The sequence below is a fragment of the Nocardia sp. NPDC057353 genome (assembly GCF_042667085.1).
In the GTDB taxonomy this organism is placed as follows: domain Bacteria; phylum Actinomycetota; class Actinomycetes; order Mycobacteriales; family Mycobacteriaceae; genus Nocardia.
Genome location: NZ_JBHVAK010000051.1, coordinates 1 through 23,088 on the forward strand (window position 1 = coordinate 1; position 23,088 = coordinate 23,088).

21 protein-coding genes are annotated in these 23,088 nt (G+C 73.9%); 13 read left to right on the forward strand and 8 right to left on the reverse strand.

The annotated features are described in order from the left end of the window. The first annotated feature begins 100 nt into the window (after positions 1-100). Entirely contained in the window at positions 101-1,261 is a 1,161-nt protein-coding gene (locus ACFUUZ_RS23575) for a GuaB3 family IMP dehydrogenase-related protein (RefSeq protein WP_378699646.1), read from the forward strand. On the opposite strand, the gene ACFUUZ_RS23580 is transcribed toward ACFUUZ_RS23575, so the two are convergent. Then, on the reverse strand, positions 1,221-2,045 hold the full coding sequence (locus ACFUUZ_RS23580; RefSeq protein ID WP_378699647.1) for an alpha/beta fold hydrolase: 825 nt from the start codon (positions 2,043-2,045) through the stop codon (positions 1,221-1,223). The genes ACFUUZ_RS23575 and ACFUUZ_RS23580 overlap by 41 nt on opposite strands. Positions 2,046-2,111: 66 nt before the next feature. On the opposite strand from ACFUUZ_RS23580, the gene guaA reads away from it, so the two are divergent. Continuing rightward, the gene (gene guaA / locus ACFUUZ_RS23585) at positions 2,112-3,683 is read left to right on the forward strand and encodes a glutamine-hydrolyzing GMP synthase (protein WP_378699648.1); all 1,572 of its coding nucleotides are present in this window, start codon (positions 2,112-2,114) and stop codon (positions 3,681-3,683) included. Between the two features lie 44 nt (positions 3,684-3,727). Here guaA and ACFUUZ_RS23590 read toward each other — a convergent pair whose 3' ends face one another. Together ACFUUZ_RS23590 and ACFUUZ_RS23595 are read right to left on the reverse strand one after the other, a co-directional pair. Then, complete coding sequence (locus ACFUUZ_RS23590; protein ID WP_378699649.1) at positions 3,728-3,940, reverse strand: hypothetical protein; 213 nt, start codon at positions 3,938-3,940, stop codon at positions 3,728-3,730. After that, positions 3,933-5,540, reverse strand: a complete 1,608-nt coding sequence (locus tag ACFUUZ_RS23595; protein WP_378699651.1) for a PspC domain-containing protein — start codon at positions 5,538-5,540, stop codon at positions 3,933-3,935. Before ACFUUZ_RS23595 ends, ACFUUZ_RS23590 begins: the two co-directional genes overlap by 8 nt. A gap of 124 nt (positions 5,541-5,664) precedes the next feature. On the opposite strand from ACFUUZ_RS23595, the gene ACFUUZ_RS23600 reads away from it, so the two are divergent. Together ACFUUZ_RS23600 and ACFUUZ_RS23605 are read left to right on the forward strand one after the other, a co-directional pair. After that, a complete protein-coding gene (locus ACFUUZ_RS23600; protein ID WP_378699653.1) occupies positions 5,665-6,969 on the forward strand; it encodes a PspC domain-containing protein in 1,305 nt (434 codons plus the stop codon). A 46-nt stretch (positions 6,970-7,015) separates the two neighbouring features. Beyond that, positions 7,016-7,651: a response regulator gene (locus ACFUUZ_RS23605; RefSeq protein WP_378699748.1), complete on the forward strand. Its 636-nt coding sequence runs from the start codon at positions 7,016-7,018 to the stop codon at positions 7,649-7,651. Positions 7,652-7,654: 3 nt separating this feature from the next. Here the strand turns inward: ACFUUZ_RS23605 and ACFUUZ_RS23610 are convergent, their stop codons facing one another. Beyond that, on the reverse strand, positions 7,655-8,800 hold the full coding sequence (locus ACFUUZ_RS23610) for a serine/threonine-protein kinase (RefSeq protein ID WP_378699655.1): 1,146 nt from the start codon (positions 8,798-8,800) through the stop codon (positions 7,655-7,657). Between the two features lie 168 nt (positions 8,801-8,968). Here ACFUUZ_RS23610 and ACFUUZ_RS23615 point away from each other — a divergent pair, with 168 nt between their 5' ends. Continuing rightward, positions 8,969-10,537, forward strand: a complete 1,569-nt coding sequence (locus ACFUUZ_RS23615) for a DNA polymerase Y family protein (RefSeq protein ID WP_378699657.1) — start codon at positions 8,969-8,971, stop codon at positions 10,535-10,537. 74 nt (positions 10,538-10,611) lie between these two features. Here the strand turns inward: ACFUUZ_RS23615 and ACFUUZ_RS23620 are convergent, their stop codons facing one another. Continuing rightward, complete coding sequence (locus ACFUUZ_RS23620; RefSeq protein WP_378699659.1) at positions 10,612-11,532, reverse strand: SDR family NAD(P)-dependent oxidoreductase; 921 nt, start codon at positions 11,530-11,532, stop codon at positions 10,612-10,614. An 85-nt stretch (positions 11,533-11,617) separates the two neighbouring features. Between ACFUUZ_RS23620 and ACFUUZ_RS23625 the strand changes: the two genes are divergently transcribed. From ACFUUZ_RS23625 to ACFUUZ_RS23645, 5 genes are all read left to right on the forward strand, one after another. Next, positions 11,618-12,052, forward strand: a complete 435-nt coding sequence (locus ACFUUZ_RS23625) for a MarR family winged helix-turn-helix transcriptional regulator (RefSeq protein ID WP_378699662.1) — start codon at positions 11,618-11,620, stop codon at positions 12,050-12,052. Then, the gene (locus ACFUUZ_RS23630; RefSeq protein WP_378699664.1) at positions 12,052-13,242 is read left to right on the forward strand and encodes an epoxide hydrolase family protein; all 1,191 of its coding nucleotides are present in this window, start codon (positions 12,052-12,054) and stop codon (positions 13,240-13,242) included. The genes ACFUUZ_RS23625 and ACFUUZ_RS23630 overlap by 1 nt, the downstream gene beginning before the upstream one ends. A gap of 79 nt (positions 13,243-13,321) precedes the next feature. Then, positions 13,322-13,774: a hypothetical protein gene (locus ACFUUZ_RS23635; protein WP_378699666.1), complete on the forward strand. Its 453-nt coding sequence runs from the start codon at positions 13,322-13,324 to the stop codon at positions 13,772-13,774. 162 nt (positions 13,775-13,936) lie between these two features. Next, the gene (locus tag ACFUUZ_RS23640; protein WP_378699750.1) at positions 13,937-17,356 is read left to right on the forward strand and encodes an error-prone DNA polymerase; all 3,420 of its coding nucleotides are present in this window, start codon (positions 13,937-13,939) and stop codon (positions 17,354-17,356) included. 21 nt (positions 17,357-17,377) lie between these two features. Beyond that, positions 17,378-18,445 (forward strand): DUF4349 domain-containing protein, encoded by a 1,068-nt coding sequence (locus ACFUUZ_RS23645; protein ID WP_378699668.1) that lies wholly within the window; start codon positions 17,378-17,380, stop codon positions 18,443-18,445. 37 nt (positions 18,446-18,482) lie between these two features. Here the strand turns inward: ACFUUZ_RS23645 and ACFUUZ_RS23650 are convergent, their stop codons facing one another. Further along, entirely contained in the window at positions 18,483-18,947 is a 465-nt protein-coding gene (locus ACFUUZ_RS23650) for a tRNA (cytidine(34)-2'-O)-methyltransferase (RefSeq protein ID WP_378699670.1), read from the reverse strand. An 84-nt stretch (positions 18,948-19,031) separates the two neighbouring features. Here ACFUUZ_RS23650 and ACFUUZ_RS23655 point away from each other — a divergent pair, with 84 nt between their 5' ends. From ACFUUZ_RS23655 to ACFUUZ_RS23665, 3 genes are all read left to right on the forward strand, one after another. Then, positions 19,032-19,823 (forward strand): helix-turn-helix domain-containing protein, encoded by a 792-nt coding sequence (locus tag ACFUUZ_RS23655; protein ID WP_378699672.1) that lies wholly within the window; start codon positions 19,032-19,034, stop codon positions 19,821-19,823. Between the two features lie 143 nt (positions 19,824-19,966). Beyond that, positions 19,967-20,323, forward strand: a complete 357-nt coding sequence (locus ACFUUZ_RS23660) for a VOC family protein (RefSeq protein WP_378699674.1) — start codon at positions 19,967-19,969, stop codon at positions 20,321-20,323. A gap of 74 nt (positions 20,324-20,397) precedes the next feature. Continuing rightward, positions 20,398-20,643, forward strand: coding sequence for a DUF3017 domain-containing protein (locus ACFUUZ_RS23665; protein ID WP_378699752.1), 246 nt, complete (start codon positions 20,398-20,400; stop codon positions 20,641-20,643). On the opposite strand, the gene ACFUUZ_RS23670 is transcribed toward ACFUUZ_RS23665, so the two are convergent. Continuing rightward, complete coding sequence (locus ACFUUZ_RS23670; RefSeq protein WP_378699676.1) at positions 20,640-21,767, reverse strand: homoserine O-acetyltransferase; 1,128 nt, start codon at positions 21,765-21,767, stop codon at positions 20,640-20,642. The genes ACFUUZ_RS23665 and ACFUUZ_RS23670 overlap by 4 nt on opposite strands. Continuing rightward, positions 21,764-23,080: a bifunctional o-acetylhomoserine/o-acetylserine sulfhydrylase gene (locus ACFUUZ_RS23675; RefSeq protein ID WP_378699678.1), complete on the reverse strand. Its 1,317-nt coding sequence runs from the start codon at positions 23,078-23,080 to the stop codon at positions 21,764-21,766. The genes ACFUUZ_RS23670 and ACFUUZ_RS23675 overlap by 4 nt, the downstream gene beginning before the upstream one ends. Positions 23,081-23,088: the final 8 nt, after the last annotated feature.

Consider the following 23,088-nt stretch of genomic DNA (forward strand, 5'->3'; position numbering starts at 1 on the left):
GCCGAAGCAATGCGGCGCAGCCGCGAGTCTCGGCCGCCGGACGCGGGACCCCGAAGGGCCGCAAACCCCGCCCGCGCCAGCGGGCAGAAAGGCACTCTTTATGCGCGACATGGTTGAGATCGGGATGGGGCGTACCGCTCGCCGCACCTACGACCTGGACGACGTGGACATCGTCCCGTCGCGGCGGACCCGGTCGTCCAAGAAGGTCTCGCTGTCCTGGCAGCTCGACGCCTACCGGTTCGACATCCCCGTGGTCGCCCACCCCACCGACGCCCTGGTGTCGCCCGAGTTCGCCATCGAGCTGGGCAGGCTCGGCGGCCTCGGCGTGATCAACGGCGAGGGGCTGTGGGCCAGGCACGCCGATGTGCAGGCGAAGATCGAGCAGCTCACCGAGCTGGCCGCGGACGGCCCGTCGGACCGCGCGGTGGCGCTGCTGCAGCAGCTGCACGCGGCCCCGATGCAGCCGGACCTGCTGGCCGCGGCGGTGGCCCAGGTGCGCGCGGCCGGGGTGACGGTCGCGGTGCGGGTGAGCCCGCAGAACGCCCGCGCCCTGACCCCCGCGCTGGTGCAGGCCGGGGTGGACCTGCTGGTGGTGCACGGCACCATCATCTCGGCCGAGCACGTGAGCGAGGGCGAGCCGCTCAACCTCAAGACCTTCATCGCGGAGCTGGACGTTCCGGTGGTGGCGGGCGGCGTGAGCGACCACCGCACCGCGCTGCACCTCATGCGCACCGGCGCGGCGGGCGTGATCGTCGGCTACGGCTCGTACCCGGGCGCGACCACGACCGGCGAGGTGCTCGGCATCGGGGTGCCGATGGCGACCGCGATCGCGGACGCCGCGGCGGCCAGGCGGGACTACCTGGACGAGACCGGCGGCCGCTACGTGCACGTGATCGCGGACGGCGACGTGGCGACCTCGGGGCAGCTGGCGAAGGCGATCGCCTGCGGCGCGGACGCCGCGGTGCTCGGCGTCCCGCTGGCCCTGGCCGCCGAGGCGCCGGGCCGGGGCTGGTACTGGCCCTCCGCGGCCGCGCACCCCTCGGTGCCGCGCGGCGCGCTGCTCGACGTGGACGACCCGTGGGACGCGGGCGGCGCCGACCCGGAGCGCGAGCGGCCGAGCCTGGACCGGGTGCTCTTCGGCCCCTCCGACGACCCGTTCGGCTCGCTGAACCTGGTCGGCGGGTTGCGCCGGTCCATGGCGAAGGCGGGCTACTCCGACCTCAAGGAGTTCCAGAAGGTCGGGCTGACGGTCCGGGCCTGAGCGCGGTGTTGGCCCGGAGGAACTGGGCCAGCGCGATATTGACCGGCTCCGGGTGGGTCATGGTGACGGCGAGCCGAGCGCCGTCGATCTCCAGGTAGGTGGAGCCGGGCAGCCCGAGCGCGAGTTCGCGCGCCCTGCCCCTGGTGATGCCGCTGTCCGTGGCGTGGATCACCAGCGCGGGGCAGGTGATCTCGCCGAGCCGCTCGGCCACCGAGTCGCGGGCGAGCACGCAGCCCGCGGCGACCTCGATGTCCCGGCGGCCCTGGCCGAGCCAGCGCCTGGTCCAGATGGCGCGGTACCAGTCGTCGTCGCCGATGAGCCAGCGGGCGAGCTGCTGGGCGGCGCGCTCGCGGGATGCCTCGTCGTACCAGAGGTCGAGGAAACGCAGTGTGGCCGTCGACTGTTCGCGGCTGAGGCCGTTCGCCTCGGTGCTGATCAGCACCAGCCCGGCCACCCGCTCCGGGGCGAGCAGCGCGGTGCGCAGCGCGGTGAAACCGCCCTGGGCGATGCCGCCGACCACCGCGCGCTCCACGCCGATGTGGTCGAGCACGGTCAGGGCGTCGCGGGCGGCGGTCCAGAAGGTGAAGGGCAGCCGCTGGTCGCGGGTGCGGCCGTGGCCGCGGGCGTCCCACGACACGATGCGGAACTCCGGGGTGAGGGCGGCCTGCTGCGCGGCGAACATCGTTCGATCCATGAAGAATTCGTGCGCGAGCAACACCACCGGCCCGGCGCCCCCGCTGTCCTCGTAGTGGATCTCGGCGTCTATCGCACGGGCGAACGGCACGCCGATGAGGATAGCCGGCGGCGCGGGGGTGCGCGGGGCGATTCGCGCGCTCACTAAACTGTGCGGGTGGCAGAAACCCAGAGCCCTGTTCTCGTCGTCGACTTCGGCGCGCAGTACGCCCAGCTGATCGCCCGGCGGGTCCGGGAGTCGAGCGTGTTCTCCGAGGTGGTCCCGCACACCATCACGGTGGAGGAGATCGCGGCGAAGCAGCCTGCCGCGGTGATCCTCTCCGGCGGCCCGGCCAGCGTGTACGCCGACGGCGCGCCGCGGCTGGATGCCAGGCTCTTCGAACTGGACGTCCCGGTCTTCGGCATCTGCTACGGCTTCCAGGCCATGGCGCAGGCGCTCGGCGGCACCGTCGCGCGCACCGGGACCAGGGAGTACGGCCGCACCGAGCTGAACATCGACGGCGGCGTGCTGCACGGCGGGCTGCCGACCATCCAGCCGGTCTGGATGAGCCACGGCGACGCGGTGACCGACGCCCCCGACGGCTTCACCGTCACCGGGACGACCGCGGGCGCGCCGGTGGCGGCCTTCGAGGACCGGGCGCGCAGGCTGGCCGGGGTGCAGTACCACCCCGAGGTGCTGCACTCGCCGCACGGCCAGCAGGTGCTGAGCCGGTTCCTGCACGACCTGGCCGGGATCCCGGCGGGCTGGACCCCGGCCAATATCGCGGAGTCGCTGATCGGCGCGGTGCGCGAGCAGATCGGCGACGGCCACGCCATCTGCGGCCTCTCCGGCGGGGTGGACAGCGCGGTGGCGGCGGCGCTGGTGCAGCGGGCCATCGGACCCAAGCTGACCTGCGTCTTCGTCGACCACGGGCTGCTGCGCGCCGGTGAGCGCGAGCAGGTGCAGCAGGACTTCGTGGCCTCGACCGGCGCGAAGCTGGTGACGGTGGACGCGGTGGACAAGTTCCTCGGTGAGCTGAAGGGCGTCACCGACCCGGAGGAGAAGCGCAAGATCATCGGCCGGGAGTTCATCCGGTCGTTCGAGGACGCGGTCACCGGGATCGTGGCCGAGCAGAGCGAGGGGAGCGGCACGCCCTCGGTCGAATTCCTGGTGCAGGGCACGCTCTACCCGGACGTGGTGGAGTCCGGCGGCGGCACCGGCACCGCGAACATCAAGTCGCACCACAATGTCGGCGGGCTGCCGGACGATCTGGAGTTCGCCCTGGTGGAGCCGTTGCGGCTGCTCTTCAAGGACGAGGTGCGCGCGGTCGGGCGCGAGCTCGGGCTGCCCGAGGAGATCGTCGGCCGCCAGCCCTTCCCCGGGCCGGGGCTCGCCATCCGGATCGTCGGCGAGGTGACCGGCGACCGGCTGGCCACGCTGCGCCAGGCCGACGCCATCGCCCGCGAGGAGCTCACCGCGGCCGGGCTGGACGGGCAGATCTGGCAGTGCCCGGTGGTGCTGCTCGCGGACGTGCGCAGCGTCGGTGTGCAGGGCGACGGCCGCACCTACGGCCACCCCATCGTGCTGCGCCCGGTGACCAGCGAGGACGCCATGACCGCCGACTGGACCCGGCTGCCGTACGAGGTGCTGGAGCGCATCTCCACCCGGATCACCAACGAGGTCGCCGAGGTCAACCGGGTGGTGCTCGATGTGACGAGCAAGCCGCCGGGCACCATCGAGTGGGAGTGACGCGGAACGGGCGCCGCTCCCGGTGGGAGCGGCGCCCGATTCGCTCAGTTCTTCTTGTTCCGCCCGCGCGGGAGGATCAGCAGGATGCCCGCCACGATGGCGATGCCGACGGCGGCCCAGCCGAGCGGGATGATGTCCACCGCGCTCGGGCCGACGAAGGCCCAGAGGCTGATCGCCAGCCCGATCAGCCCGGACACCAGCATGGACAGCGACGGCCCGCGGCGGCGGTCGCGGCAGGGGGTCTCGTGCTCAGCCACGGGTCACCTCCACGTTCCCGGCGACGATGTCGATGTTCAGGTCGAGCACCGGCGCGCCCGGGGTGGCCGGGCCGCTGATGCCGGGGACGCAGTTGGACTCGCCCATGGTGGTGGCGCAGGTCATGTTCACCGTGAGGTCGGCGGGGAGCAGCACCTCGGCCTCGCCCATCCTGACCTCCAGCGCCACCGCGCGGTCCTCGGTGAGCGTGAGTTCGCGCAGGTCCAGCGTGGCATTGCCCATGTTCACCCGGTAGGCGGGCTCGAGCGTGCCCGCCGAGGCGGCGGTCCAGACGTGTTCGCCCATGTCGGCACGGTCGAAGTTCATGGGGCCGATCAGCGAGGTCAGCAGCACGAACCCGGCGAGCGGAACGGCCGCCAGGTACAGGCCGTGGCCGCGGCGCAGGTAGGCGCCGATCACCAGGCCGATGCTGAGGACCGCCAGCGCGGCGCCGCCGATCATGGCGGGGGTCATCCAGTCCGCGCCCGCGGCGGCGATGGCGCCCGCCGCGCCTGCCGCCAGGATGGCGAGGCCGAGCACCACCGGGGTGAGGCGGGAGCGGGGGCGGCGCTCCGGGGTCGGGGCAGGCTGCTTGGCGGGGGTCGGCTCGGGGAGATCCCAGGCGAGGGGGGCGACGCCGAGCGGGTCCCAGGAGGGGGGAACCGGGGTGGCGAAGGGGTGGGCGGCCGCGGGGGTCGGGGATTTGGTGAGGTTCGGGCGGGCGGGGGTGGACGGGCGGTCGGGACCGGCCGTGTCCTGGTCGGCCGGGGTGCCCGGGCCGCTCCCGGTTGCGCTCGCCGGACCGCCGGTCCTGTTCGCCGCAGCGTCGGAGTGGCTCGCCGTGGCGCCGGTTTCGCTCGCCGTGGCGCCGGTTGCGCTCGCCGGAATGCCGGTGGTGCGCGCGGGTGTCCCGACTGCGCTCGCTCCGGCGCCTGCCTGCTCCGGCCCCTCGGTCGGGTCCGCCCCCGTGCGCTCGACCGGCTCCGCGCGCAGCGGCGTGGTCTGCGCCGCATCCCGCTCCGGCACATAGGCGTCGGGGAGCTTGGTGTACGGCGAGTACGGGCCGGGATCGGCGCGGAACATGTCGCCGACCGAGCGCAGCGGCGCCCCCGCCGGGAACACCCCCGGGTACCCGGTCGCCGGGAACCCCCCGAGCGCGCCCGCGACCTGGCCGGGCAACCCGGCGGGCACCTCCGGCTGCCGCAGGTACAGCAGCCACCAGCCGCCGAGCATGAACGCCATGCTGATCAGCCCGGAGCCGCCGAGCCCGACGCCGATCGGGCCCATCGTGCTCACCGCGATGGCCAGCGCGACGATCAGCACCACCGTCTTGGTCTGCGAGTGCTGCCGGTCGAGCAGCGAGCGCGGGGGGACGGTCGCGTCGCCGACGTCGTCGAACATCAGCCAGGCCAGCAGGTAGAGCACGATGCCCGCCCCGCCGAACAGCGCCGAGACCACGAAGGCGATCCGCACCAGCACCGGATCGATGGCGTAGCGGCTGCCGAAGCCCGCGGCGATGCCCGCGACCGGGCCCTGGCGAGACATCCGGACCGGCCGGGTCTGCCACAACTGCTGGAGCTGGTCTCCGATGCTCGTCTTCATGTTTTCCATGGTGCCGAGACCTGGGATTTCGCGCATCGGGGGTAACCCTGAATCGGCACCCGACCCGGCGGATCAGGGTGTTTCCCGATGCCGCCGGGCGCGGCGGCGTGCCACCATCGGAATCATGCCCCCCGCCAGCGCCACACCTGTGCCCACCGAACCGCAGTCCGCGCCGCGGCTGCTGCGGCGCACCGGCGGCCGGGTGATCGGCGGGGTCGCGGGCGGGATCGCGGACCACCTCGGCATCGAGGTCTTCCAGGTCCGGATGGCCTTCGTGCTGCTCTCCGCGCTGGCCGGGGCCGGCATCTTCGGCTACGGCCTGCTCTGGCTCTTCACCCCCGCCGGGGCGGACACCGAGGAGGTCTCCGGCGAGGAGCGGCGCCAGGCCGTCGGGCTCGTCCTGCTCGGCATCGGGCTCGCGGTGGCGGTGTCCTGGGTCTTCAGCGGGCGGGTCGCGGGCATCGTCGCCCCCATCGTCGTCGTCGCGGTCGGCGCCGCGCTGGTCTGGCGCGAATACGACGCCGCGGGCGGCGGCCCCCGCTCCCTGCTCGGCCTCCCCGCCAAACCGACGGTGATCACCTGGTCCCGCATCATCGCGGGCGTCACCCTGGTCGTGGTCGGGCTCGGCGTCGTCGTCCTGGCCAGGATCGACCTCGGCTCGCTCGGCCCCGCCCTGCTCGCCGTCGGCGTCACCCTGGTCGGCGCCGGCCTGCTCACCGTCCCGCTCTGGCTGAAGACCGTGCGCGCCCTGAACGCCGAGCGCGCCGCCCGCATCCGCAACGAGGAGCGCGAGGAGATCGCCTCGCACCTGCACGACTCCGTCCTGCAGACGCTCGCCCTCATCCAGCGCCAGGCGGGCGACGCCCAGGAGGTGCTCCGCCTGGCCCGCAGCCAGGAGCGCGAGCTGCGCCGCTGGCTCTTCGAGGACACCGTCCCCGCCCACTCCAGCCTCGCCGCCGCGCTGCGCACCATCGCGGGCGAGGTCGAGGACCAGCACGGGGTGAAGGTCACCCCGGTCACCGTCGGTGACGTCAGCATGGACTCCGGTGACACCGGCAGCGGGCTGCCCAAGGAGCACTTCACCGCACTGCTCGGTGCGGGTCGGGAGGCGCTGGTGAACGCGGCCAAGCACGCCGGTGTGCCGGAGATCGACCTGTTCGCCGAGGCCGAGCCGCACCAGGTGAGCGTGTTCGTCCGGGATCGGGGGGTCGGGTTCGACCCCGATGAGGTTCCGGCTGATCGGCACGGTTTGGCGCGCTCGGTGCGCGGGCGGATCGAGCGGCGCGGTGGCACCGTCGAGGTGCGCTCCACCCCCGGGCGCGGAACCGAGGTGCGGATCGTCATGCCGCGCACCGATTCCGGGGACGAATCGGAAGCGGCCGCCGCGGTGACGGTCCCGCTTCTCGGCGATCCCGTGCCGCGGCCGTGAACCGTCGGGGGCATGATGGCCGGGTGACGAGGAGTATCCGGTGAGCGTGCGCGTCTTCCTGGTCGACGACCACGCCGTATTCCGATCCGGGGTCAGGGCCGAGCTGGGGCGGGAACCCGACATGGAGGTGATCGGCGAGGCGGGGGGCGTCGCCGAGGCGGTCGCGGGCATCAATACCGCCAGGCCGGACGTGGTGCTGCTGGACGTGCACATGCCGGACGGCGGCGGGGTCGCGGTGCTCAACGGCATCGATGACGGCCCGGTCTGCCTGGCGCTGAGCGTCTCGGACGCGGCCGAGGACGTGATCGCGGTAATCAGGGCGGGGGCGCGCGGCTACGTCACCAAGACCATCTCCGGTGCCGAGCTGGCCGACGGGATCCGGCGGGTCGCGGGGGGCGACGCGGTGTTCAGCCCGCGGCTGGCCGGGTTCGTGCTGGACTCGTTCACCGGCCGCTCGCCGGTGCCGGAGCCGCCGCTCGACCCCGAGCTGGACTCGCTGACCCCGCGCGAGCTGGAGGTGCTGCGGCTGCTCGCCCGCGGCTACACCTACCGGGAGATCGCCGAGGCGCTGTTCATCTCGGTGAAGACGGTGGAGACGCACGCCTCCAACGTGCTGCGCAAGACCCAGCAGTCGAACCGCAACGCGCTGACCCGCTGGGCGCACCGCCGCCGGATCGATTGACCCCTACAGCGCGACGATGATGATCGCGATCACCAGCACCAGCCCGATGAGCAGCCCGGCGGCGACGGCGAGCGGGGCGCCGGGGTTGCTGGTGAAGCCGCCGGTGCCCGAGCTGCCCCCGCCGAGCCGCTGCGGCTGCGGCGCCGCCTGCGCCCCGGCGTGCTGGTGGTGCGGGCGGGGCAGCGGGGTGGAGTGCGGGCTGCGCAGGCCGGAGGCGGAGTTGCGGGCGGCCCAGGCCGGGATGGTGCCGTCCTCGGTGCGCACGGGGGCGCCGAGGATGTAGGGGGCGGTGCCGGGACCAAATGCGGCGGTGAGGATTTCGTCGCGCGCCTCGGCCATGCTCGGCCGGCGCTGGGGGGCGGGCTCCAGCATGTGCAGCAGCGCGTTGGTGAGGACGCCGCTGCGGGTGGGCGGGATGATCTGGGCCATGGCGGCCCTGGCGACCACGGCGTCGCTGTCGTCGTCGAAGCCGAAGGGCGGCTGGCCCTCGATGGCGGTGTAGAGCGTCGCGCCGAGCGAGAAGACGTCGCTCGCGGTGGTCGGGGCGGCGCCGCGGGCCACCTCCGGCGGGAGGTAGGCGGGGGTGCCGGTGATGATGCCGTCCTGGTGGTCGGCGGGGTCGCCCGCGCCGCTGGAGATGCCGAAGTCGCTGAGCTTGGCCTTGCCGACCTCGGGGCCGCGGTCGGCGACCAGGATGTTGCCCGGCTTGATGTCGCGGTGCACGATGCCCGCGGCGTGCGCGGCGGCGAGCGCGTCCGCCACCTGGGCGCCGATCTGCGCGACCTCGACCGGGGGCAGCGCCTCCACCAGCGAGAGCGCCCTGGCGACGCTGCGCGAGGGTAGGTGCTCCATCACCAGCCAGGGCTCGCCCGCCTCCAGCACCACGTCGTAGACGGCGATGGCGTGCTCGTGCGAGAGCTTCGCCGCGACCCGGCCCTCGTGCATGATCTGCTCCCGCACCGCCCGCGCCGTCGCCTCGTCCAGCCCGGCCGTGGTGAGCACCTGCTTGATCGCCACGTCCCGGTTGAGCAGTCGGTCGTGGGCCAGCCACACGGCACCCATGCCACCGCCGCCGATCTTCGACTGGAGCCGGTACCGGCCTGCCACCAGGTAGTCCGGGCCGATGATGGGGCGGGGGCGATCGATCATGGTGTGCAGGGTAGCGGAAAGCTGTGGTAGTCGACCTGATTCGGGGCGGGGGTGGAACGCCCGTCCGGTTCGGGCAGCGGAGCCGACCCGGGGTCGGCTTCCCCTGCGCGCCGCTCGAACGTATATTCGATTGCGGATCGATTGCTGGCGGCCGGAGGTGCGGGATTCATGGAGGGAAACTCCCGTTTGCTCGCGCTCTGGTGTCCGGACTGGCCCGCCGTCGCGGCGGCGTCGGTGGCGGGGATTCCCGCGCACCGGCCGGTGGCGGTGCTCGCGGCCAACCGGGTGGTCGCCTGCACCGCGACTGCCCGGGCCGACGGGGTGCGGCGCGGGCTGCGCCGCCGCGAGGCGCAGGCCCGCTGCCCCGAGGTCTTCCTGGCGAAGGAGGACCTGGACCGCGATGCCCGGCTCTTCGAGCCGATCGTGACCGCGGTGGAGGCCACGGTGCCCGGCGTCGAGGTGCTGCGCCCCGGCCTGCTGGTCCTGGCCGCCCGCGGCGCCGCCCGCTACTTCGGCTCCGAGGAGCGCGCGGCCGAGCGGCTGGTGGACGCGGTGGCGGCGGCGGGCGCGGAGGCGGCGGTCGGCATCGCCGACTCGCTCTCCACCGCCGTGCTCGCCGCCCGCCGCGGCGCGATCGTGGCGCCGGGCGGCGGCGCGGAGTTTCTGGCCCCGTTGCCGGTCGCCGAGCTCGCGGCCGAGCCCGGGGCGGATGCGAAGTACCGCGCCGACCTCGTCGACCTGCTGCACCGCCTCGGGCTGCGCCGGATCGGCGACTTCGCCGCGCTCACCCCGGCCGAGATCGCCTCCCGCTTCGGCGCCGACGCCGTCGCCGCGCACCGCTGCGCCCGCGCGCTGCCTGAGCGCGCCGTCTCCGCGCGCCGTCCGCCGCCCGAGTTCACCGTGGTCTACCGCTGCGACCCGCCGATCGACCGGGTGGACGCCGCCGCCTTCGCCGGCCGCATGCTCGCCACCAGGCTGCACGGCGCGCTCGCCGCAGCGGGCACCGCATGCACCCGGCTGGTGGTGAGCGCGGAAACCGAAGCGGGCGAGGAGCTCTCCCGGTTCTGGCGCTGCGCCGAGCCGCTCACCGCCGCGGGGACGGCGGACCGGGTGCGCTGGCAGCTGGACGGCTGGCTCACGCACCGCTCCCGGCCGACCGGGCCGATCACCGTGCTCCGGCTGGAGCCGAGCGAGGTGGTGCCCGCCGGGGCGCTGCAGCTCGGGCTGTGGGGCGGGTCGGGGGAGACCGAGGGGCAGGCGCGCCGGGCGCTGATCCGGGTGCAGGGGCTGCTCGGCGGGGAGGCGGTGCAGTTCGGGGTGCTCAGCGGCGGCCGCGGGCCGGAGGAGCGGGTCACCATGATCGCGCTCGGCGACGAGCGGGTGCCCGCCGCCGACCCGGCGCTGCCGTGGCCGGGCAGGCTGCCCGAGCCCGCGCCCGGCGTCGTCCTGGTGGATCAGCCCGCGGTGCTGCTCGAGGCCGCCGACGGCGCCGCGGTCGAGGTCACCGAGCGCGGCGTCTTCACCGCCGCGCCGGCCCGGCTGCGCTGGGGGAGCAGGCAGTGGGCGCTGGCGGGCTGGGCCGGGCCGTGGCCGGTGGACGAGCGCTGGTGGGCGCCGGGCTCGGCGACCGTGCTTGCCCGCGCGCAGGTCCGGCTGGACGGTGAGCCCGCGGATGCCAGGGTGCTGCTGCTCGCCTACCGGGACGGCGGCTGGCGCGCGGAAGGGGTGTACGACTGACGCGCGGCCCGCTCCTGCGGATACCCGGCTGTGCTGCGACTGCGCTCCGGGGCCGAACCGGCCCGCCCGGCACGTCACCAGTGCGTGCCCGGCACCCAGCGCCCGACCCGCCGCAGCGCGGTCCCGGTGATCCGCAGCGGCGCCGAGCGCGACCGCGCGGGCTCGGCCCAGCCCGAATCCTCCTGCGGCGCATCGCCGTTCTCGCCCTTGGCGGCGGGCGAGTCGGGTAGCGCGCGGTAGTAGCGGTGCAGCACGCGGTCGCGCAGCTTGGGGGTGAGCAGCGCGCCGTACTCGGCGATGGTGCCGAGCGGCACGTCGATCCGCCGCGGCCGCTCGACCAGCGCGCGCACGATGGTCGCCGCCGCCCACTCCGGCGTCTCGGCGGGCCCCTGGTTCCCGCTCGGCGCGATCATCGGGGTGCGCACCAGCGGCATGTGGATGGTCGTGAAGGTCACCCCGTCGGCCATCGTCTCCACCGCCGCCACCTCGGTGAACTTGTCCAACGCGGCCTTGCTGGCCAGGTAGGCGGCGAAGCGCGGGGTGGCCACCTGCACCCCGGCGCTGCTGATGTTCACGATGTGCCCGAAGTGCCGCTCGCGCATCTGCGGCAGCAGCGCCAGGGTGAGCCGGAGCGCGCCGAAGTAGTTCACCGCCATGGTGCGCTCGAAGTCGTGCAGCCGGTCGGTGGAGCGGTGGATCGCGCGCCGGATGGAGCGGCCCGCGTTGTTCACCAGCATGTCGACGTGGCCGTGCTCGGCCAGGATCGCGTGCACCGTCTGCTGCACCGACTCGTCGTCGGTGATGTCGCAGGGGTAGCCGTGCGCGGCGCCGCCCGCCGCGCGCACCTCGGCGACCGCCTCGTCCAGTTCGTCCGCGCGCCGGGCGAGCAGGAACACCGTCGCGCCCTTGGCGGCCACCGCGCGGGCCGCGGCCCGGCCGATCCCGGAGGAGGCGCCGGTGATGAGCACGTGCCTGCCGGTCAGAGTTTCACCCATGGGCTGAACTTACTCTCAAGTAAGTTGACCTGCCAAGACCTGTATTGAATGAGAAACTTATATAAATTTCTGCTACAAAGGGAGCGTGCCCGACCTCGACCCCGCCGCGCTGACCGCCGTCATGGAGCAGTTCACCCGGATGTTCATCCGGCTCCCCGCGGTGCAGCAGCGCAGCTTCACCACGCTCTCGGTGCTGCACACGCTGGCCGGGCGCGGCCCGCAGCGGCTCTCCGCGCTGACCGCGGGCGAGCAGGTCACCCAGCCCGCCATCACCCAGATCGTGGCCAAGCTGGAGCGCGACGGCCTGGTCGAGCGCGGCCCCGACCCGAGCGACGGCCGCGCGGTGCTGGTCCGGATCACCCCGCGCGGCGCCGCGACGGTCTCCGCCAGGCGCACCGCCCGGGTGGCGCGGATGGCCGAGCTCGTCGCGCTGCTGGAACCCGAGCACCGCGCCGCGCTGACCGCCGCGCTCCCCGCGCTGGCCCGGCTGGCCGAACTCGACGACGAGCGGAGCCGGTGATGCAGCCGAGCCCGATCCACGTGCCCGACGAGGTACTCGACGACCTGCGGCAGCGCCTCGCCCTGACACGCAGGGCCGCGGTGCCCGGCGCGGGCTACGGCGTCTCCGGCGACTACCTGCACGACCTGTGCGAGTACTGGCGCACCGAGTACGACTGGCGCGCAGCGGAAGCCGCGCTGAACCGCTACGAGCACCACCGGGTGGAGATCGACGGCATTCCGGTGCACTTCCTGCGCAGGCCGGGCACCGGCCCCGCACCGAGGCCGCTGATCCTCACGCACGGCTGGCCGTGGACCTTCTGGCACTGGGCCCGGGTCCTGGAGCCGCTGGCCGACCCCGGCGCGCACGGCGGCGACCCGGCCGACGCCTTCGACCTGATCGTCCCCTCGCTCCCCGGCTTCGGCTTCTCCGGCCCGCTCGACCGCGCCGACCTGAACTTCTGGAAGATCGCCGAGCTCTGGCACGCGCTGATGACCGAGGTGCTCGGCTTCGAGCGGTACGCGGCCGCGGGCTGCGATGTCGGCGCGCTGGTCACCGCCGAACTCGGGCACCGGTACCCGGAGGCGCTGCGCGGCATCCACATCGGCTCCGGGCAGCCGCTCACGCTCTTCAACGGCGACCGCGGCTGGGACGTCAGCGGCGGCAGGCCGATCCCGGACGACATGCCCGGCCCCGCCCGCGACCGGCTGATCGCCCTCGAGCACCGCTTCGCCGTGCACCTGGCCGCGCACACGCTGGCTCCGGATACCCTGGCACACGCGCTGGCCGACTCGCCCGCGGGCATGCTGGCCTGGATCCTGGAGCGCTGGACGGCGTGGAGCGACTGCGGCGGCGACGTCGAGCGGGTCTTCCCGCGCGACGACCTGCTCACGCACGCCACGATCTACTGGGTCACCAACTCGATCGGCACCTCGATGCGCACCTACGCCAACAACAACCGCTACCCGTGGACGCCCGCGCACGACCGCAGCCCGGTGGTCGGCGTGCCGACCGGCGTGACGCTGGTGGCGCACGAGAACCCGCCCGGCGTGCCGACCGCGGAGCGCGCCGCGTGGTTCCGCGCCACCCGGGCCGAGTGGTACCGGCTGGAAGAGGTCACCGTGCACGACCGCGGCGGCCACTTCATCCCCTGGGAGATTCCCGACGAATGGGTCGCTGACCTGCGGCGAACCTTCCGCGGGTCGCGCTGACCGCCGGATAACCCGGAATTTGCGAACAGATGTTCGAACTGCGCTCGAAACGTTCGAACGCATGTGCGATACTCGGCGCATGGCGGACGATCGGATGGCGGATATCTACGCCGCGGTGCGGCTCGGAGGTGTGGATCGTGAGGCGGCGCGGCGCGCGCTCATGGAGGTATGGGAGGAGCTCGGCGAGAACGGTGATCCCGTGCAGCGGTGCGTGGTCGCGCACCACCTCGCGGATGTCCAGGACTGCGCGGAGGACGCGCTGTACTGGGATCAGCGGGCGCTGGCGGCGGTCTTCGCCTACGGCGTCCCGCTGGACGAGGGGCTCCGCGGCTTCCTCCCCTCGCTCTACCTGAACCTGGCCGACAGCCAGCGCCGCACCGGCGATTTCGAGTCGGCCCGGATGCAGCTCACCATCGCGCGCGGCCACCTCGACGTGCTGGCGCACGACGCGTACGGCGACATCATCCGGTCCGGGCTGGAGCACGTGGAGCAGGCGCTCGCGGCGGGCTCCACCGAGCGGCTCTCGGCCTGAGCCGCCGCCGTGGGCTGGGATCACGGCCCGCCCACCTGGGCGGAGCTGGAGCGGGTGCTCTCCGGTCGCTCGGGCCGGGGCGATCCGGAGGCGATGTACCCGGGCGACGGCGGCGACAGCCCGGCGTGGTCGCGCAGGCGCGGCGCGTACCGGGCGGGGCCGGTGGAGCCCGCGGGGGCGACGGTGCCGTACGCGGAGCTGCACGCGCACTCGGCGTACAGCTTCCTCGACGGTGCCGTGCACCCCGAGGAGCTGGTGGAAGAGGCTGTGCGGCTGGGCCTCTCGGCGCTCGCGCTGACCGACCACAACGGGTTCTACGGCACCGTGCGGTTCGCCGAGGCGGCGAAGGAGTGGGGGCTGCCCACCGTCTTCGGCGTCGAGCTCTCGCTCGGCTCGGCGCCGGAGCGGGGACGTTCCGCGGTCGCCGGTTGTGGTGATCCCTCCTCCCGGAATGCGGGCCGGGAGGAGGGGTTCCCGACCGCCGGGGACGGCTGGAGCGGCAGCGGGTCCCGAAGCGGTCGGGGTGCGGCCGGGCTCGGCGGTGTGCGGCGGGGTGGCCGGGCACCGGGCGGGTCCGCCCTGCGCAACCGTGGGGCTCGGGGTCCCGCGGTCGAGGCCGCGCCGACCGGGAGCGCGGTCGGCGGGCACGCGGGCGCACCGGATTCCGCGCCGCGCACCGGCGAGCCCGACCCGGCAGGCCCGCACCTGCTGGTGCTCGCCCGCGGCGCCGAGGGGTACCGCAGGCTCTCCCGCGAGGTCGCCGCCGCGCACCTGGCGGCGGGTGAGAAGGGAATCCTGCGCTACGACCTGGACGCGCTCACCGCCGCGGCGGGCGGGCACTGGCACATCCTCACCGGCTGCCGCAAGGGGACGGTGCGCCGCGCGCTCGCGCTGGACGTGCGCGCGGGCGACACCCGTGCCCCGCGCGCCGAGGCCGCGCTGCGGGAGCTGGTCGAGCGCTTCGGCGCCGACCGGGTGAGCGTCGAGCTCACCCACCACGGCATCCCGGAGGACGACGAGCGCAATGCCATGCTCATCGCGCTCGCCGACCGGGCCGGGCTCCCGGTGCTCGCCACCACCGGCGCGCACTTCGCCGCCCCCGCGCACCGCCGCCGCGCCATGGCGCTCGCCGCGATCCGGGCCAACCGCGGCCTGGACGAGATGTCCGGCTGGCTGGCCGCCGCGGGCGGGGCGCACCTGCGCTCCGGCGCGGAGATGGCCGGGTTCTTCGCCGACTGCCCCGCCGCGGTGGCGCACGCCGCCGAGCTGGGCCGCGAGTGCGCCTTCGACCTCAGGCTCATCGCCCCGACGCTGCCCCCCTTCGAGGTCCCCGCGGGCCACGACGAACTGTCCTGGCTGCGCGAACTCAGCTATGCGGGCGCGGCGAAGCGCTACGGCCCGCGCGCCGAGAACGAGCCGGCCTACGCGCAGATCGAGCACGAGCTCGCGGTGATCGGCCGGATGAAGTTCCCCGGCTACTTCCTGGTCGTGCACGACATCGTGGACTTCTGCCACCGCAACGGCATCCTCTGTCAGGGCAGGGGCTCCGCGGCCAACTCCGCGGTCTGCTACGCCATCGGCATCACCAATGTCGACCCGGTCGGCAACCACCTGCTCTTCGAGCGGTTCCTGGCACCGGAGCGGGACGGCCCGCCCGACATCGACCTCGATATCGAGTCCGACCGCAGGGAGGAGGCCATCCAGCACGTCTACGCCAGGTACGGCCGGGAGAACGCGGCGCAGGTGGCGAATGTGATCACCTACCGCGGCAAGTCGGCGGTGCGGGACGCCGCGCGGGCGCTCGGCTTCTCGACCGGCCAGCAGGACGCCTGGAGCAAGCAGGTGAGCCGCTGGTCCGGGGTCGCCGCCGAGACCGACACCGACATCCCCGCCGACGTGCTCGAGCTGGCCGCCGAGCTGGAGGGGCTGCCGCGGCACCTCGGCATCCACTCCGGTGGCATGGTGATCTGCGACCGCCCGATCGCCGACGTCTGCCCGGTGGAGTGGGCCAGGATGGCGGGCCGCAGCGTGCTGCAGTGGGACAAGGACGACTGCGCCGCCATCAACCTGGTGAAGTTCGACCTGCTCGGGCTCGGCATGCTCTCCGCCCTGCACTACATGATCGACCTGGTCCGCGAGCACATCGGGACAACGGTGGAGCTGCACGCGATCGATCTCGGCGAGCCCGCCGTCTACGCCATGCTGACCAGGGCCGACTCCGTCGGCGTCTTTCAGGTGGAGTCGCGCGCGCAGATGGCGACGCTGCCCAGGCTGAAGCCGCGCGAGTTCTACGACCTGGTGGTCGAGGTCGCGCTCATCCGCCCCGGCCCGATCCAGGGCGGCTCGGTGCACCCCTACATCCGCCGCCGCAACGGCGAGCCCTACCGGCTCGACCACGAGGCGCTGCGCCCCACCCTGGACCGCACCTACGGCGTGCCGCTGTTCCAGGAGCAGCTCATGCAGCTCGCCGTCGACGTCGCGGGCTTCACCGCCGCCGAGGCCGACGAGCTGCGCCGGGCCATGGGCTCCAAGCGCTCCAGGGCCAGGATGGAGCGGCTCAAGGACCGGCTCTTCGCCGGGATGCGCGAGCAGCACGGCATCACCGGCGAGGTGGCCGAGCGGATCTACGAGCAGATGTACGCCTTCGCGAACTTCGGCTTCCCGGAGAGCCATTCGCAGAGCTTCGCGGCGCTGGTCTTCTACTCCGCGTGGTTCAAGCTGCACTACCCGGCGGCGTTCTGCGCCGGGCTGCTGCGCGCCCAGCCCATGGGGTTCTACTCGCCGCAGTCGCTGGTCGCCGATGCCCGCAGGCACGGGGTCGCGGTGCACGGCCCGGACGTGAACGCCAGCCGCGCCGAGCCCACCCTGGAGCGGCGCGGCACCGAGGTGCGGCTCGGGTTGGCCGCGGTGCGGCACATCGGCGACGAACTGGCCGCCCGCATCGTCGCCGCCCGCGAACGGGACGGCCCCTACACCTCCTTCACCGACCTCACCGGCCGGGTCGAATTGACTGTGCCGCAGGCGGAGTCGCTGGCCACCGCGGGCGCGCTCGGCGCACTGGCCGGGCCGCGCCGCGCTGCGCTCTGGGCCGCGGGCGCGGCGGCGGGGGAGCGGCCGGACCGGCTGCCCGGCATCGGCGCCGCCACCGCGGCGCCATCGCTGCCAGGGATGAGCGGGCTCGAGCTGGCCGCCGCCGACGTCTGGGCCACCGGCGTCTCCCCGGACAGCTACCCCACCGAGTTCCTCCGCGCCTACCTGGACAGCCTGGACGTGCGCCCGGCCGCCGGGCTGCTCGCGGTGCGCGACGGCACCAGGGTGCTGGTGGCGGGCGCGGTGACGCACCGGCAGCGCCCCGCCACCGCGGGCGGGGTGACCTTCATGAACCTGGAGGACGAGACCGGCATGGTGAACGTGGTCTGCTCGGTGGGGCTGTGGCAGCGGCACCGCAGGCTCGCGCAGAGCGCCTCGGCGCTGATCGTGCGTGGGCTGGTGCAGAACGCCGAGGGCGCGGTGAGCGTGGTGGCCGAACACCTGCAGCCGCTGGACCTGCGGATGGTGTCGAAGTCGCGGGACTTCCGGTAGCGGGCCGCTACGCTGCGGGGCATGCGGAAGGTTGCGGTGTTCTGCGCGGGGCTGCTCGGCCTCGCGCTGCTCGTCGGGTGTGGGGCGGACACGCCCGAAAGCGGCTCGGGCGCACCCGATTCCTCGATCGCCGCGCCCGCCGTGAGCCCGCCCGGGCTGCGTGAACAGGGCGCACCGGCGCCCGCCGACAACGAGCAGGCGCCGGACACCGCGCGCAAGGAGGTCGTCACCGGCGACGTCGCGCTGGTCGCCGACGACCCCATCGCCGCCGCGGCCGTGATCGCCGACCGGGTCCGCGACCTGGACGGCCGGGTGGACAGCCGCACCGAGCAGCCGCGCACCGACGAGAACGACGGCGGCTCCGGCTACCGCCCCCTGCCGCAGGGGCCGAGCGCCGCGCTCACCGTGCGGGTGCCGAGCGACCGCACCGACGCCTTCGTCGACGGCCTCGGCCAGGTCGGCCGCGTCACCAGGGTCAGCCTGAACCGCGCCGACGTCACCATGCAGTGGGAAGACCTGGACGCCCGCATCCGCGCGCTGCAGACCTCGGTCGACCGCCTGCGCGCCCTCATCGCGGGCGCCACCAACACCGCCGACCTGATCGCCGCCGAGGAAGCGCTCTCCTCCCGCCAGGGCGAGCTGGACAGCCTGATCTCGCAGCAGCGGTTGCTGGACGACCAGGTCGCGCTCTCCACCCTGAGCATCTCGGTCAGCACCCCCGCGGCCAACCCGGTCGACGAGGACGAGCCGAGCTCCTTCTGGGGCGGCCTCGTCGCCGGCTGGAACGGGCTGGTGGACTGGCTCGGTGACGCGGTCGTCTTCACCGGCAAGGCGCTGCCGACGCTCGCCTTCCTCGCCGTCGTCGGCGGGCTGATCTTCGCGGTGGTCCGCGCGGTGCGCCGCCGTCGTCGCGGTCCCGCCCCCGCGCCCGCGCCGGGTAAGGCATGGGCCGAGCCCGAATCGGCCCCGGCTACCGGGGCGGCGCCTGCGGAAGCCGAGCCGACGCGATCGGACGAACCCGCTTCGAACCCCACCCGGGACACCCCCGATGCCGACCGTCCGCGCGACGATCACCCCCAACAGCCGTAGGGGGCACGACCCGCACGCCACAGGCGCTTCGAGATCGCTAGACCCCGCCGGAAAACCCCTGCTGCCGCCACGCCTCGTACACCGTCACCGCCGCCGCGTTCGACAGATTCATCGACCGCCGCCCCGGCACCAGCGGAATCCGCACCCGCGCCGTCACCCGCGGATCCGCGAGCACCTCCTCCGGCAACCCCGTCGGCTCGGTCCCGAACAGCAGCACATCCCCCGGCTGATACGCGACATCCGTATACCGCACCTCCCCCTGCGTACTGAACGCCCACACCCGCTCCGGCCGCACCACCTCGAACGCCGTCTCCAGATCCGCGTGCACCCGCACCGCCGCCAGATCGTGGTAGTCCAACCCCGCCCTGCGCAGCTTCGCCTCCGACAGGTCGAACCCCAGCGGCTCGATCAGATGCAGCTCACACCCGGTCCCCGCGACCAGGCGGATCGCATTGCCGGTGTTCGGCGGAATGCACGGCTCGTGGAACATCAGATGGAACACAACGGGAGATACTCCCAGATCGCGGCAGGGTGTCTCCGCCGGACCGACCCACCTTCGTCCTGCGGTGGGCGCAGGATGGGGAGTATGAACTCCTGGGAGGTGGTCACCGCGCAGCCGCACGCGGCGCTGGCCGGGCTGGTCGGCGAGTATGCCGAGTTCCGGGAGCGGGTCGGTGGGCCGGTGGTGCGGTATGAGCCGGCGAATGCCGGGGTGGTGCTGGTGGTGGAGTTCGCGGATCCGCTGGTGGTGACCGATGTGGCGGAGCCGGGGGTGGCGCGGAGCCTGCGGGCATTCGCGGCGGGGCCGAGCCTGGGGCCGACGCGAACCGAGCACGCGGGGGTGCAGCACTGTGTGCAGGTGCGGTTGCCGCCGCTCGGGTTGTATCGGGTGGCGGGGGATGTGTCCGAGCTGGCCGATCGGGCGGTCGGACTGCCCGATCTGTTAGGCCGGGCCGGCCGGGAACTGCCGGAAAGGCTGGCGGCGCAGGGGGATCCGGCGAGCAGGTTCGCGCTGCTCGACGCGCTGTTCGGGCGGGCCGCGGTGGGCGGACCGGAGCCGGATCCCGAGGTCGCGTACGCCTGGCGCACGCTGCGGCGGACCGGGGGGACGGCGGGGATCGGCGCGATCCTGGCCGAGATCGGCTGGAGCAGGGCCCGACTGGCGCGCCGCTTCCGGGCCCAGGTCGGGCTCACGCCGAAGGCGGCGGCCAGGGTGATCCGTTTCGAGCGCGCCGCCGCGCTGCTCCGCGCGCCGGACCCGCGGCCGCTCAGCGCCGTCGCGCTCGCCTGCGGCTACGCCGACCAGGCACATTTCACCCGCGACTTCCGCGAGTTCGCCGGCCGCCCGCCGAGCGCATGGGCCGCTGGTCAGGGCTGAGATCGCGTCGCCGCGGCGGCCACGAGCCGAACCGCCCCCCGGCCGGGGCTGCGGTCGGCGCCACGCGCGAACATTCCTTCAAGACCGGAGCACCTCCGCGAACCTAGGGTCGGGGCGAACCACCGAAACGGAGGGAACCGACCATGACCGGTGAACCGAGCTTCTTCGAGATCGGCGTCCCGGACGCCACCCGCGCCCGCACCTTCTACGAACAACTCCTCGGCTGGAAGTCCCACGAGACGAAACCCGGCGGCCCGGCCTGGCTGGAAACGGGCGGCGTCCGCGGCGGCGTCCACGACGGCGACGAGGACCGCTGGATCGGCATCTTCTTCCGCGTCGACGACATCGAGGCCGCGACGCGAAGGGTCCGCGACCTCGGCGGCGAGGCCGACGACCCCGGCCCGGAGACGGAGGGCTTCGGCCGCTTCGCCTTCTGCCGAGACGACCAGGGCGTGCGATTCGGGCTGCACCAGCCCGGTCTGCCACAATCGCAGGCGTGACAGACCCGACCGTGGCGCGGCGCGAATCCGGAGGCGGCAGCTGGGGCGCGCAGTTCCTGCGCTGTCACCTGCCGATGGTGATCGTGGTGCTGGTCGTGCTGGTGGCGATCGTCTTCGTCGCCTCCGATCGCTGGCGCCGCGGCGCCTTCATCTTCGGCAGCGCGGCGCTGCTGGCCGCGGTGTTCCGGCTGTGCCTGCCGACGGTGCGGGTGGGGCTGCTCGCGGTGCGCGGCAAGCCGTTCGACGTGGCGGCGCTGAGCCTGCTCGGCAGCACCATCGTCTTCCTCGCCGCCACGATCAACACCCTCGGCGTCGGTTAGCGGTTCGCCCTGGCCAGCGCCGCGGTGCGGGCCAGCAGCGCGGCGATCTGGTCGGCCTCGGTGAGGAAGCCGTCGTGGCCGTCCCTGGAGTGGATGACGTCCAGTTCCGCGCAGCCGGGCAGCAGCTCGGCGAGTTCGCGCTGGGTGCGCAGCGGGTAGAGCCGGTCCGAGTCGACCCCGGCGACCACGCACGGCACCGGAGTCGACCCCAGCGCCGCCGCGACCCCGCCGCGGCCGCGGCCGACGTCGTGCCGGTTCATGGCCTCGGAGAGCAGCACGTAGGTGGCGGCGTCGAACCGGGCGACCAGCTTCTCGGCCTGGTGCTCCAGGTAGCTCTGCACCGCGTACCGGCCGCCGTCCCACGGGTCCTCGCCCGCCTGCGGCAGGTTCTCGAAGCGGTGGTCGAGCTCGGCCTCGGTGCGGTAGCTGAGGTGCGCCACCCGGCGGGCGACGGCGAGGCCGGTGACCGGGGCGCTGCCGGTGCCGTGGTAGTCGCCGCCCTGCCAGGCCGGGTCGCCGACGATGGCGGCGATCTGGGTGGTCTGGGTGCCGATCTGGTCGGCGGTGGCGCGCGCGCCGACGGCGAGGACCAGCGCCGCGGCCACCCGCTCGGGGTGGCCGACCATCCACTCCAGCACCCGCATGCCGCCCATGGAGCCGCCGACCGCGGCGGCCAGCCGCTCGATGCCGAGCAGGTCGGCGAGCGCGATCTCGGCGCTCACCTGGTCACGGATGGAGATGTCGGGGAAGCGGCTGCCCCAGGGCTTGCCGTCCGGAGCGGGGGCGGCGGGGCCGGTGCTGCCCTTGCAGCCGCCGAGCACGTTGGTGGCGATCACGCACCACTCGTCGGTGTCCAGCGGGGCGCCGGGCCCGACCATGCCTTCCCACCAGCCGGGCGCCGGGTTGTCGGGGGCGCTCGCGACGTGCGCGTCGCCGGTGAGCGCGTGCTCGACCAGGATCACGTTGTCCATGGCGGGGGAGAGCTCGCCCCAGCGCTGCACGGCCAGCCGCACATCGGGGACGACGGCGCCGTTCTCCAGTTTGACGTCGCCGACCGCGAGCACGCCGGACGTCCCGTCCGGCGGCGGTAGCAGGGCGGTGCCCGGTTCGATGCCCACGGTCACGACGCCGCGTCGAAGCCCGCGCGCAGGTCGGCCAGGATGTCCTGCAGCCCCTCGATGCCGACGGCCAGCCGGACCAGCCCCGGCGTGACGCCGGAGCTCGCCTGCTCGTCGGGGGTGAGCTGGGAGTGCGTGGTGGAGGCCGGGTGGATCACCAGCGAGCGCACGTCGCCGATATTGGCGACGTGGCTGTGCAGCGTCAGCGCGTCGACGAACTTCTTGCCCGCCTCGACGCCGCCCTTCAGCTCGAAGGCGATCACCGCGCCCGCGCCCTTCGGCGTGAGCTGCTGCGCGCGCTCGTACCAGGGCGAGGTGGGCAGCCCGGCGTAGGCGACCGAGGTGACCGCCGGGTGCGTGGCGAGGAACTCGGCGACCGCCTGCGCGTTCTGCACGTGCCGCTCCATGCGCAGGCTCAGCGTCTCGATGCCCTGGCTGATCAGGAAGGCGTTGAACGGCGAGACGGCGGAGCCGAGGTCGCGCAGCAGCTGCACCCGCGCCTTGAGCGCGAAGGCGGGCGCGCCCAGGTCGGCGAAGATCGCGCCGTGGTAGCTGGGGTCGGGAGTGGTGAAGCCGGGGAAGCGGTCCTCGCCGGATTCGGTCTTCCCGCGCCAGTCGAAGGTGCCGCCGTCCACGATCGCGCCCGCGATGGCGGCGCCGTGGCCGCCCAGGTACTTGGTGGCCGAGTGCACCACGATGTCGGCGCCGTGCTCCAGCGGCCGCAGCAGGTAGGGGGTCGCGACCGTGTTGTCCACGATCAGCGGGACGCCCGCGGCGTGCGCGACGGCGGAGATGCCGGGCAGGTCGAGGATGGCGCTGCTCGGGTTGGCGATGGTCTCGCCGTAGCAGGCCTTGGTGTTCGGCCGGACGGCGGCGCGCCACTGCTCCAGGTCGTCCGGGTCGTCCACGAAGGAGACCGCGATGCCCAGCTTGGGCAGGGTGTAGTGGAAGAGGTTGTAGGTGCCGCCGTAGAGGTGCGGGCTGGAGACGATGTGGTCGCCCGCGTTCGCCACGTTCAGGACGGCGAAGGTCTCGGCGGCCTGCCCGGAGGCGACGACCAGCGCCGCGACGCCGCCTTCGAGGGCCGCGATCCGCTGCTCCACCACGTCCTGAGTGGGGTTCATGATCCGGGTGTAGATGTTGCCCGGCTCGGCGAGGCCGAAGAGCGCCGCGGCGTGCGCGGTGTCCCGGAAGGTGTAGGAGGTGGTCTGGTAGATCGGCAGGGCGCGGGCGCTGGTGCTGCCGTCGGGGGCCTGACCCGCGTGGATCTGCTTGGTCTCGAAGGACCAGTTCGCGGTGGGGTCGGTCGTCTCGGTCACGTGTTACC

Coding starts and splice junctions, on each gene's coding strand:
- ACFUUZ_RS23615 (WP_378699657.1), top strand. CDS start 8,969: ATGGAGGGAAACTCCCGTTTGCTCGCGCTCTGGTGTCCGGACTGGCCC.
- ACFUUZ_RS23645 (WP_378699668.1), top strand. CDS start 17,378: ATGCGGAAGGTTGCGGTGTTCTGCGCGGGGCTGCTCGGCCTCGCGCTG.
- ACFUUZ_RS23635 (WP_378699666.1), top strand. CDS start 13,322: ATGGCGGACGATCGGATGGCGGATATCTACGCCGCGGTGCGGCTCGGA.
- ACFUUZ_RS23620 (WP_378699659.1), bottom strand. CDS start 11,532: ATGGGTGAAACTCTGACCGGCAGGCACGTGCTCATCACCGGCGCCTCC.
- ACFUUZ_RS23665 (WP_378699752.1), top strand. CDS start 20,398: ATGGTGATCGTGGTGCTGGTCGTGCTGGTGGCGATCGTCTTCGTCGCC.
- ACFUUZ_RS23660 (WP_378699674.1), top strand. CDS start 19,967: ATGACCGGTGAACCGAGCTTCTTCGAGATCGGCGTCCCGGACGCCACC.
- ACFUUZ_RS23630 (WP_378699664.1), top strand. CDS start 12,052: ATGCAGCCGAGCCCGATCCACGTGCCCGACGAGGTACTCGACGACCTG.
- ACFUUZ_RS23595 (WP_378699651.1), bottom strand. CDS start 5,540: ATGAAGACGAGCATCGGAGACCAGCTCCAGCAGTTGTGGCAGACCCGG.
- ACFUUZ_RS23655 (WP_378699672.1), top strand. CDS start 19,032: ATGAACTCCTGGGAGGTGGTCACCGCGCAGCCGCACGCGGCGCTGGCC.
- ACFUUZ_RS23610 (WP_378699655.1), bottom strand. CDS start 8,800: ATGATCGATCGCCCCCGCCCCATCATCGGCCCGGACTACCTGGTGGCA.
- ACFUUZ_RS23600 (WP_378699653.1), top strand. CDS start 5,665: ATGCCCCCCGCCAGCGCCACACCTGTGCCCACCGAACCGCAGTCCGCG.
- ACFUUZ_RS23575 (WP_378699646.1), top strand. CDS start 101: ATGCGCGACATGGTTGAGATCGGGATGGGGCGTACCGCTCGCCGCACC.